Source organism: Ruegeria sp. HKCCD6426 (genome assembly GCF_057221115.1).
In genome coordinates, this window is sequence record NZ_JBWVBF010000018.1 from 1 (window position 1) to 9685 (window position 9685).

Genomic DNA, 9685 nt, shown 5'->3' on the forward strand with positions numbered 1-9685 from the left:
GCCCAAATGCGCGCTTGAAAGTCCGAGGACTTGCCCTTCTCAATCACGCGCAAACAAGTTGGCAATGCCGGCCGACCCAATTCCAACCGGGGTGCTGTCGGATTTACCACAATGGCACATCGAGGCCAGCAGAGCGTCTACACTTTCAAAACCGCCTTGAATGCCCCTTTTACGTCTGTGGCTTTCACAAGGCTGCGACCTTCGCAGATCACTCTGCCATCCGCCGAAGTGCAGCTGGCCCAGAGATCAACCAGATGCTTGTCGCTCCGCAAACGAATGATTTCGACCTTGGCGGTCAAGGGCTGACCAACCGATGCCGGGGCTTTGAAGATTAACTCTTGTTTTAGGTAATTCGTGCCCGATCCGGGCAATTGCACCCCAAGCAGGTAAGAGAACAAGGCCGCGATCAACGGCTCCGGCACCTCGGTGGTCTCGGTCCCGCCAAGGGCTGAAAAAGCCGCCAAATCGGCTGGGGTGTAAGTGCGGGTGATCTGGGCCGCCTGACCGATGCTCAACATGAAATTTCCGCCTCACCAAGCAGGCATTCAGCACCATCAGCCACGCGTGTTACGCGCATTTCCACCAGTCCGGGCACTTTTTCCGTGATCTTCAATTCAAGTTCCTCTTCGGTGAACGCCGGGTTTGGGAACATCAGCTTTTGGCTGACCTGCAGGACCGCAGAGTTGTGGCGTTTCAACATCCCCCACAGCTTTGTATAGATCAGCATCCCGTGGCTGACCGTTCGACCAAAGGAGGTTGATGCGCAAAAGGTTGGATCCACGTGGATGGCATTGTCGTCCCCCGACACGGCGGCGAAGGCGTCAAATTCTGCCTGCGTTGGGGTCCAGTTTTCCCGCAGCTCAATCATTGCGAAACCCCTCTCGCAGGTCAGGTTTGCGAATTTTACCAGCGGCCGTTCGCGGAAAGTCCCCAACGAAGCTTAGATGGGTGGGAACTTTATACCCTGCCAGACGTTCACGGCACCAATGAAACAGGGTTTCAGGTTCAAGTGTCTCTCCGGGGCGCAGCATGACAAAGGCGGCTCCGGTTTCGCCCCATTTCTGATCCGGCACACCCAGAACCGCGCTTTCAAGAATGGAAGGATGGGCGTTTAAAATCCGTTCAACCTCGGCCGGATAGACGTTTTCGCCACCCGAGATGAACATGTCCTTGATGCGGTCCACGATAAAATAATACCCGTCAGCGTCACGACGCGCGACATCGCCCGTGCGCAGCCAGCCGTCTTCGGTGAACGCCTTTTCGGTTGCCGACAGGTTGGCAAAATATCCCGGCGTGACACCCGGTCCGCGCAACTGCAATTCGCCCGAACCTTCGGCACCAGCCAGCACACCGCCCAACCGCACCTCGACAAGGCTTTGCGGTTTGCCAACCGAACCGATTTTCTCTGCCGCGTGCGTGCTGTCCATCAGAAACACCGTGGGACCGGTTTCGGTCATGCCCATACCGTTCAAAACCCTGGCCCCTTTTTCCGCAAAAAAGTGGATCAAAGGCTCCGGCAACGGCGCGCCCCCGCAGCCGCAGCGGATCGAAGACCAATCAATCTGGTCGATGTCGGGGGATAAGGACAAAGCCTGATAGACTGCCGGAACGGCAAAGAACTGATTGATTTGGCCACTTTGCAACAACGGCTGGACTGTCTCGATATTAAACTTGGGTAGTACGGTCGAACACCCACCGGTCAGAAAGATCGGCAAGGTGTAAAGATTGATCCCGGCAGTGTGGAACAACGGCAGGAAACACGCCGCGCGATCCTTCGCGGTGATGTCGATCGCCTGCCCGATATTAATGGTATTGGCCCAAGCCATGCGCGCTGTTTGGATCACGGATTTTGGCAGGCCGGTCGTCCCGGATGTGAACAACAGATACCATGGACGCTCTGCCGGGATCGGGGCCGTCAGGGCGGCACCCCCTTGAGCGACCCAATCCGCTATGTCCCCTTCCAGCGTAAGGACCGGCGCACCGATTGCCTGACCCACCGCATGCGCGGTGTCCGCGAAATCTGTGTCGGTCAAAAGCATCGATAGCCCGACCTGTTCGACGGTTTCCACCAATTCTGCCACCGGTTGACGCCAATTGAGCGGGCACAGGATCGTCCCGGCTTTCTGGCAGGCAAAGAGTGTGATGAAAAACTCGGTTCGGTTGTGGCAAAGGATCGCGACCCTGTCACCCTCAGCCAACCCGCGCACGCGAAATCCCGCGGCAACCGCGTCGGCGGCATCGTTGATTGCCGCAAAGCTCCAGTCGCGCCCGGTCGCGGTATCACGAAACGCCAAATCCGTAGGGCTCAGCTCAGCCCGTTTGGCAGCCATATCCGGAATCACATCGAACATCACATCTATTCCGTTTCCTGCAGAAACATGGTCATTCGCGACAGGGTCTCTTGCCGCCCGATCAACTTTTGAAATTCTGCCGCTTCGGCATCCAGTCCGGCTTGAACCGTGGCGCGCCGCGCCGCGGTCCAGATCATGGATTTGGTGGTAAGGGCCGACCCTGTTTCGATTCCACCCAACAAGGCCAATGCCCGCTCCTCGGGATTCGCATCCACAGCTGTAACCAGGCCCAATGTTTCTAGCTTGTCTGCGGCATGCCGGGCATTGGCCATAAGCCAGCATTGCGCGGGCGCTGTCCCGATCAGTTCGGGCAATAGCGCGGTCCATCCTCCGTCCGGGGCAAAACCCATCACGCTGTAGTAAGGTTGAACAAAGGCATCCGGTGCGGCAGTGACAATATCGGATGCGAAAACAAGACCTGCTGATCCACCAGTTGCCGCGCCTTGAATGGCCGAGGCGATCACAACTGGCAGGCTGATCATCCGCGAGACCAGCTTTTGCAGTACTGGCACCACGGTCTCGGCATAGGTTTCTGCGTCGCCACGCTGCGCGGCGTCAAAAAACCGACCAACGTCACCCCCGGTCGAGAAATTTCGTCCGCCGGTCACCAGCGCCTTTTTGAGCCCTGAACGCTCCAGCGCGTCAAAGGCTTTGTGCAATTCCGACAAAGAGGTGGGCTCAAGGGCGTTGGCCCGTGGTGCCTGCATTCGAATGCGGAAACAAGGTTCTCCATTCTGCAGCGATAGCTGATCGCAGACAACCAGATCACTCATGGCGCCAATCCGTAGCATATGAATTTGTGCGCTTCGTCCACGACCCTCTCAAGGTCCACGTCGTCTTCCCAAAGTACGAACCGTTCGCCCAAGGTTTTGGCCACGCCCATAAGCGCCCAGGCCCGTATTTCGGCATCGCCCGGCGATATCTCGCCTTTAGCAACGGCCTGATCCAATTGATCGGCATAGGCTTTGCCAAACTCGGTGTAATACTCCCGATAGGCTTGCGGATCGACAAAGCGCGCTTCTTCGACGATGCGGTATTGCATCGGACGATCCCGGACGACCGTCAGGTAGGCCATCAAACCGGCCCGTTCGGATTCAAGCCGGTCTTTCGCACCGGCCACACGTTCTGCAGCCTGTGCACGTGTGGCGTGACCCATTTCCTGTACAAGCTCGCGAAAGACCTCATCTTTGCCCGAGAAATAGATATAGAACGTGCCCAGTGCGGTTTGCGCGGCACGGGTAATATCGGCGATGGACGCAGCAGCAAAACCCTGTTGACCGATCACCTTTTCAGCCGCGGCAAGAATTTGCGCCCGACGCTCGATCCCGCGTTTCGTTTTGGGTTTGGCGTTTGTGGCTTTGGTCATTGGCTTACTTCTTGATCCTGGTGTTGCATCGCCAACTTTTCTGCCGCAACAAAGCCGCGCAGCGCATCACAAAAAACGTCAGGTTCTTCCAGATGTGGCGAGTGTCCGGAATTGGCAAAGCTCTGCACGCGCGCCTGTTTGGCCTGCGCAGCCGTCCAGCGCGCCACGTCGGGACGATACAATCGGCTTTGCGCTCCGGCGCAGATCAGATAGGGGATGTCGATTTTCGAGATTGTGTCTCGCTCATCCATGAGCATGAGCTGCTCCCACATCGGCTGCAGATCAACCGGGTTTTGCGACAGCAACAGCGCATGGATTTCACTGCGGCTCAGCGTGGGTGAGTTGTCGGGCGCGAACATCAAATGCGCAATGCCCCCCGCCATGTTCGGCCACTCGGGGATGATCCGGTCCGCCGTTGCCTGAATCGACGCAGCGCTCTGACCCAAAAGCCCAAGGTCCCAATTCGGGCCCGGCATCATGCGTGGGCTCATGTCAATGGTCACCAGCGCGCGCAGTGCAGCGGTCCCGTTCCGGGACACGTATCGCCAGGCAGCTCCTGCCCCCATCGACCAGCCCACGAGAATAGGCCGATCCAAGCGGTCGATCCAGTGTTTGGCCACGGCTGCACAGGTGTCCAGATTGGCAGTGTCCTTGCTGCGCCGCCCATGACCGGGCAGGTCTGGTGCGTGGCAGTCAAATCCTGGCCCCAGGCGTCGGGTCAGGTCGTCAAACACCGCGCCGTTCATCGCCCAACCGTGCAGAAAGACAACCGGCACAGTCATGAAGCACGACGCGCGCGCAACCGGCCCACGATACCTGTCGGGAAGAAATAGACGCTGAGGATAAAGAGGATACCCAACCACATAAGCCAGCGATCTGGGTCCAGCAGATCAGGGATCAGCGGTAGCGCCGAGGTGGCCTCGGACGCTGTCCCCATCAGGTTTTGCAGATAGGTCTGCGCCAGAATGAACAAGGTGGCACCAATCACCGCACCGTACATTGTTCCCATGCCGCCAATCACCACCATCAGCAAAATGTCGAGCATGATCTCAAAACTCAGCGTGGTGTCCGGCCCGACATAGCGCAACCAGATGGCAAACAAGCTGCCCGCCAGCGCAGCGGTCGCAGCCGAAAGACAGGTCGCCACGGTGCGATACCAGACCACACGGTATCCGATCGCCTCAGCCCGAAAATCGTTCTCGCGGATCGCTTGCAATACGCGGCCAAACGGTGAATTTACGATGCGCAGCAGCAACAGGAACAAGATCAGCGCCACAAGGAACACCAGATAGTAGTTCAAGATCTTGCCGCTGATGCGCGTACCCAAAAACTCTCCCATGCGGTTGGCCGAGGTCAGAACCCGCGGGATCTTATAGGTCAGCCCGTCCTCACCCCCGGTCAGCCCCGAGAACTGTGACACTAGAACCGCCACCGCCGAAGCCACAGCCAGTGTGATCATGGCAAAAAAGATTGCCCGCACGCGCAAGCTGAAGAGACCGATAAGCAACGCCAGAACAACCGCCGCCAAGGCGCCAGAAACCGACCCCAGCAGCAGCGAGTCAAAGCCGCGCCCCATATGGGTCGACGCCAAAGCAACACCGTAGGCGCCCAGACCAAAGAACATCGTATGCGCAAAGCTGACGATGCCGCCGTAGCCGAGCAATAGATCATAGCTTGCCACCAGCAGGACAAAGATGCAGATCCGCGCAGCCGTATCAAGTGCCCGCACCCCGTCAAAGATAAAGGGCGCGCCCGCAAGACAGATCAGGATGACCAGCAAAATGGCGGTCAGGATGGCGGATCGCGGTTGATCTCCGGAAAGCAGTTTTACCAGCATCTTACTTCGCCTTCACTACGGGCATCATGCCTTGCGGCCGCCACATCAGAATTGCCGTCATCAGCGCGATGTTGGACACCAGCGCCAATTTGGGTTCCAGAAAGGCCACATAGTTCTGTAGCAGCCCTACCAGAAGCGCACCGATAAAGGCCCCTTCGACCGACCCCAGCCCACCGATGATGGCCACGATGAACACCAGAACCATCATCCTTTCCCCCATCCCGGCGGTGATGACCTCTTGGTACAGGCCCCACATCACGCCCCCCAGCCCGGCCAGAGCCGAACCGGCGATAAAGACACCGACGAACACCAGACGCAGGCGATAGCCAAGCGCTTCGACCATGGGACCGTTTTCAACCCCGGCGCGAACGATCAGGCCGATCTTTGTGCGCCTCAGAACGACACGCATCGCAATGAAAAGCACCAGACCGATCCCAACCGCCAACAAGCGGTACTTCTCCATCGCGGCACCGGCAAAGGTGACAGCGCCCTTAAGGGTTTCGGGGCGGTTTATGAAAATCTCGTCGGGCCCCCAGATCACGTGGATCAACTGTTCGATAACAATCAAACCGCCGACAGTGACCAAAATCTGTTTCAGATGGGCACCGTAGACCGGCTTGACGATGATCCGCTCAAAGCCCCAACCCATGATCCCGGTGACAGCCATCGCTGCGATCACCGCCAGCAGGACCGCAGACATGTTCAACAGTAACGATGCCGCGCCCGTCCAGTCGCCCAGTGCGATCAGGACAGAAACCCCGACAAAAGCGCCGACCGAAACAAAGGCGCCGTGACCAAAGTTGATCACGTCCATGAGGCCGAAAACCAGCGTCAATCCCGAGGCCATGATAAAGATCATCATGCCCATCGCCAGGCCGGAAACCGTCAGGGTCAGCCAACTGGCAGGTGCCCCTATGGCAAAGAAGCCCAATATTACCAGGATCGGGATCAACAGCAGCGGCATCGCCTCGTCCAGCCGCTCGGTCAGGCTGACACTGGCAAAGGTCGGTCTGTGATCGGGGGCTGCGGTCATCTCAAGGCGCCTCCATGCTAAGACCCATCAAGCGTTCTTGCAGGTCCTTGTTTTCACTCAACTCGGCCATGACCCCGGTCCAGATCACCCGGCCGTCATCCATGACGGCGGCGCTGTCCCCAAGGGCCTTGGCAACCGAGAAATTCTGTTCGACCAGCAGGACAGAGGCCCCCTGAGCCTTCAGTTCGCGCAGCGCCTGCGCCATGGTCGAGATAATGGCCGGGGCCAAGCCTTTGGTGGGCTCGTCAATCAGGTACAATTCGCGATCTTCCGCCATTGCCCGCGCGATGGACAGCATCTGCTTTTGACCACCCGACAGATTGCCCGCCTCACTTTTCCAGAATGTTCCAAGCGCCGGGAATGCGTTCAATAGCCAGTCTTTTCGCTTGGGGTCCAGCTTGCCCGAAAGGCTGCCGAGCGCCATGTTCTCTTCAACCGTCAGATCGCTGAAAATCCCCATGTCCTCGGGGACAAAGCCGATACCAGCCCGCGCCCGTGCAAACACCGACTTGCGGGTAATGTCCTGACCATCATAGAGAATTTCGCCCGACTTGGCGGTCCATTGCCCCATGATGGTCTTCAACGTCGTGGTCTTGCCGACGCCATTGCGCCCCAGCAACATTGTCACTTGGCCCCGTGGCACCTGTAGGTCAACGCCTTGTAGAATGTGGTATTGCGCGATGTCGGTATGCACAGCGTTCAGCGACAGGATCAGGTCAGACATGGTCCAGCTCCTTCCCCAAATAAGCTTCCTGAACAACGGCCGAGGCCATGACCTCGGCGGGGGCACCGTCTGCGGCCAATTCACCATTGTGCAGAACGATCACACGGTCCGCGAGGCTGCGAATGACATCCAGTTTGTGCTCGACAAGCAGCACGGTGCGCTCCCGGTCCGCTTTGATTTCGGCGATCAGGTCAAGGATCACTGGGGCTTCGTCGACGCTCATCCCCGCGGTTGGTTCGTCGAACATGTAGACCATCGGGTCCAACGCGATCAAAAGCGCGACTTCCAACTTGCGCTGATCTCCATGCGACAGCTCGGAAACAAGCAGATCCTTTTGGGTGTCCAGCCGCACACGCTCCAGAATGGCCATCGCGGCTATTGTCAATTCAGTATGGCTGTCAGCCATGGAAAACAGACCAAATCCCTTATGGCGTCTGGATTGGATCACAAGACGCACATTTTCCAAAACCGACAGGCAGGGAAACAGGTTGGTCAATTGAAACGCCCGCCCCAAACCGCGATCGCACCGCTCGGCCACGCCCAACCGGGTGATGTCCTCACCCATCAGTTTTACACTGCCCGAACTGGCCGAAATCTGCCCCGAGATCAGGTTGAAATAGGTTGTTTTACCTGCGCCATTCGGACCAACGATTGCCGTCAGCTCACCGGCGTGAAAGCTGCATGAGACCGCGTCCACCGCCACATGGCCGCCAAAACGTACGGTCAGTGCTTCGGTTTGCAGAAGTGTCTGTGTCATATGTCTCTTCCCCTATCCCCGGGGCAGCCTGTAGGGCCGCCCCAGCACAGACAGGAAATACGCTGCAGTTTACTGGTTACGGACAGGGATGTTCATTTCGTCCATGCCGATTTCACGCACCAGCACCGGAACGCCATAGTCTTTGCCGTCCTGCACCTCAGTGCGGAAATGGTACATGGGCTGCATGGCCTGATGATCATCGGCGCGGAACTGCATGGTGCCTTTCGGGGTTTCCCAGGTCATGCCTTTCATCGCTTCGATCAGCGCATCGGTATCTTCCGCGCCACCGGCTTTCTTGATGGCTTCGACAATGGCCAGACCAGAGGCCATACCGCCAGCGGTGAAGAAATCAGGTGGACTGTCGAAGCGCTCGAAATGCGTTTTCACCAGCCAGTCGTTCACCGGGTTCTGCGGGATCTCGTAATAGTAGTAGGTCGCACCTTCCATGCCGGGCAACTCTTTATAGGCCTTCAGCGCGGCCAGAATGTTTCCGCCAGTCGCGATCTGGATACCAAAGCGTTCGGGCTCCATCGCGTTGATCTTGCCCATCGGATTGCCGCCACCGGCCCAAATGATGAACAGCTTTTTCTCACCCTCAATATCACCCATCTTGGTGAAAATCCGCTCGGCCGCTGCAGTAAAATCCGTCGTGTCGGTGGGCACGTATTCTTCATGTGCAACAGTCGCACCCGTGGCCTCCAGCGCTTCTTTGAAGGCCGCGACGCCATCCCGGCCAAAAGCATAGTCCTGTGCCAGGGTTGCGATGGTCACACCCTCACCGCCCAGGGCCACCGCATTTGCAATTGCATCTTGCGATGAGTTGCGACCGGTTCGGAAGATATAGGGGTTCCAGTTTGCTCCGGTGATTGAATCAGCCACGGCCGGTTCGACAATCAGAACGCGTTCGTACTCTTCGGCCACCGGAAGCATTGCCAATGCAACCCCCGAGCTGACCGGGCCAACCGCGATATGCGCGTCATCGTCACCATAGGCCTCTTCCAGCTGGGCGCGACCGATATCGGGTTTTAGCTGCGTGTCTTTTTCGATCAAGACGATCTTTTCGCCATTGATCTCCATGGTTCCCCCGGTGGCGTACTCAAGGCCCAGCTTCAGGCCATTGTGCGACTGCGCCGCATAAGCCTCGAACGGGCCGGTTTTGCCATAGACATGGGCTATTCTGATTTCTGCAGTGGCTGCGGACGTCATCAACGCGCCGGCAACCGTCAACGCAAACATGCGCAACATGGGGGTCCTCCCTGTTTTCTCCTAAACAAACATGAAACATGAATCAGTGTTCATGTCAATAGGTGCAACTGGAGGCTCTAGAGCTCACGTTCTGTTGCGAAGTTTCTTGCTGAATGCAGATATCGCGCCGCAGCTGCGAGCTAAGCGACCAATTCCGCGAATTGACGAAACAGACAGATTCCAGGCGTGAACTGACCTTTGCGGATCATGTTCGCGACTCAGATTCCGTCCAGCGTTGAAGCTGGTGAAGCGTAGGCATTAAACCCCAACATCGGTCGAGTGCGCCGCTCTATAAAACGGTGGGGCATTGCCAACTAGTTTGCGCGTGATTGAGAAGGGCAAGTCCTCGGACTTTCAAGCGCGCATTTGGGC

Annotated in this window: 11 protein-coding genes and 1 pseudogene; all 12 read right to left on the bottom strand. The window is 57.7% G+C overall.

Annotated elements, in window-relative coordinates:
* Positions 1-137: 137 nt before the first annotated feature.
* Entirely contained in the window at positions 138-518 is a 381-nt protein-coding gene (locus tag AC2TDA_RS22745; RefSeq protein ID WP_480881395.1) for a hotdog family protein, read from the bottom strand.
* Positions 512-868, bottom strand: coding sequence for a MaoC family dehydratase (locus AC2TDA_RS22750; protein ID WP_480881396.1), 357 nt, complete (start codon positions 866-868; stop codon positions 512-514). Before AC2TDA_RS22750 ends, AC2TDA_RS22745 begins: the two co-directional genes overlap by 7 nt.
* The gene (locus tag AC2TDA_RS22755) at positions 861-2351 is read right to left on the bottom strand and encodes a class I adenylate-forming enzyme family protein (RefSeq protein ID WP_480881397.1); all 1491 of its coding nucleotides are present in this window, start codon (positions 2349-2351) and stop codon (positions 861-863) included. The genes AC2TDA_RS22750 and AC2TDA_RS22755 overlap by 8 nt, the downstream gene beginning before the upstream one ends.
* A gap of 5 nt (positions 2352-2356) precedes the next feature.
* Entirely contained in the window at positions 2357-3124 is a 768-nt protein-coding gene (locus tag AC2TDA_RS22760) for an enoyl-CoA hydratase/isomerase family protein (RefSeq protein WP_480881399.1), read from the bottom strand.
* On the bottom strand, positions 3121-3717 hold the full coding sequence (locus AC2TDA_RS22765; protein WP_480851034.1) for a TetR/AcrR family transcriptional regulator: 597 nt from the start codon (positions 3715-3717) through the stop codon (positions 3121-3123). The genes AC2TDA_RS22760 and AC2TDA_RS22765 overlap by 4 nt, the downstream gene beginning before the upstream one ends.
* The gene (locus AC2TDA_RS22770; RefSeq protein WP_480851032.1) at positions 3714-4499 is read right to left on the bottom strand and encodes an alpha/beta fold hydrolase; all 786 of its coding nucleotides are present in this window, start codon (positions 4497-4499) and stop codon (positions 3714-3716) included. Before AC2TDA_RS22770 ends, AC2TDA_RS22765 begins: the two co-directional genes overlap by 4 nt.
* Complete coding sequence (locus AC2TDA_RS22775; RefSeq protein ID WP_480851030.1) at positions 4496-5554, bottom strand: branched-chain amino acid ABC transporter permease; 1059 nt, start codon at positions 5552-5554, stop codon at positions 4496-4498. Before AC2TDA_RS22775 ends, AC2TDA_RS22770 begins: the two co-directional genes overlap by 4 nt.
* A gap of 1 nt (position 5555) precedes the next feature.
* On the bottom strand, positions 5556-6587 hold the full coding sequence (locus tag AC2TDA_RS22780; protein ID WP_480851028.1) for a branched-chain amino acid ABC transporter permease: 1032 nt from the start codon (positions 6585-6587) through the stop codon (positions 5556-5558).
* Position 6588: 1 nt separating this feature from the next.
* Positions 6589-7311, bottom strand: a complete 723-nt coding sequence (locus tag AC2TDA_RS22785) for an ABC transporter ATP-binding protein (protein ID WP_480881401.1) — start codon at positions 7309-7311, stop codon at positions 6589-6591.
* Complete coding sequence (locus tag AC2TDA_RS22790; RefSeq protein WP_480881402.1) at positions 7304-8068, bottom strand: ABC transporter ATP-binding protein; 765 nt, start codon at positions 8066-8068, stop codon at positions 7304-7306. The genes AC2TDA_RS22785 and AC2TDA_RS22790 overlap by 8 nt, the downstream gene beginning before the upstream one ends.
* A 69-nt stretch (positions 8069-8137) precedes the next feature.
* Positions 8138-9313: a substrate-binding domain-containing protein gene (locus AC2TDA_RS22795; RefSeq protein ID WP_480851023.1), complete on the bottom strand. Its 1176-nt coding sequence runs from the start codon at positions 9311-9313 to the stop codon at positions 8138-8140.
* 140 nt (positions 9314-9453) lie between these two features.
* Positions 9454-9615: pseudogene (locus AC2TDA_RS22800) on the bottom strand (IS6 family transposase); the annotation flags it as partial.
* Between the last annotated feature and the right edge of the window lie 70 nt (positions 9616-9685).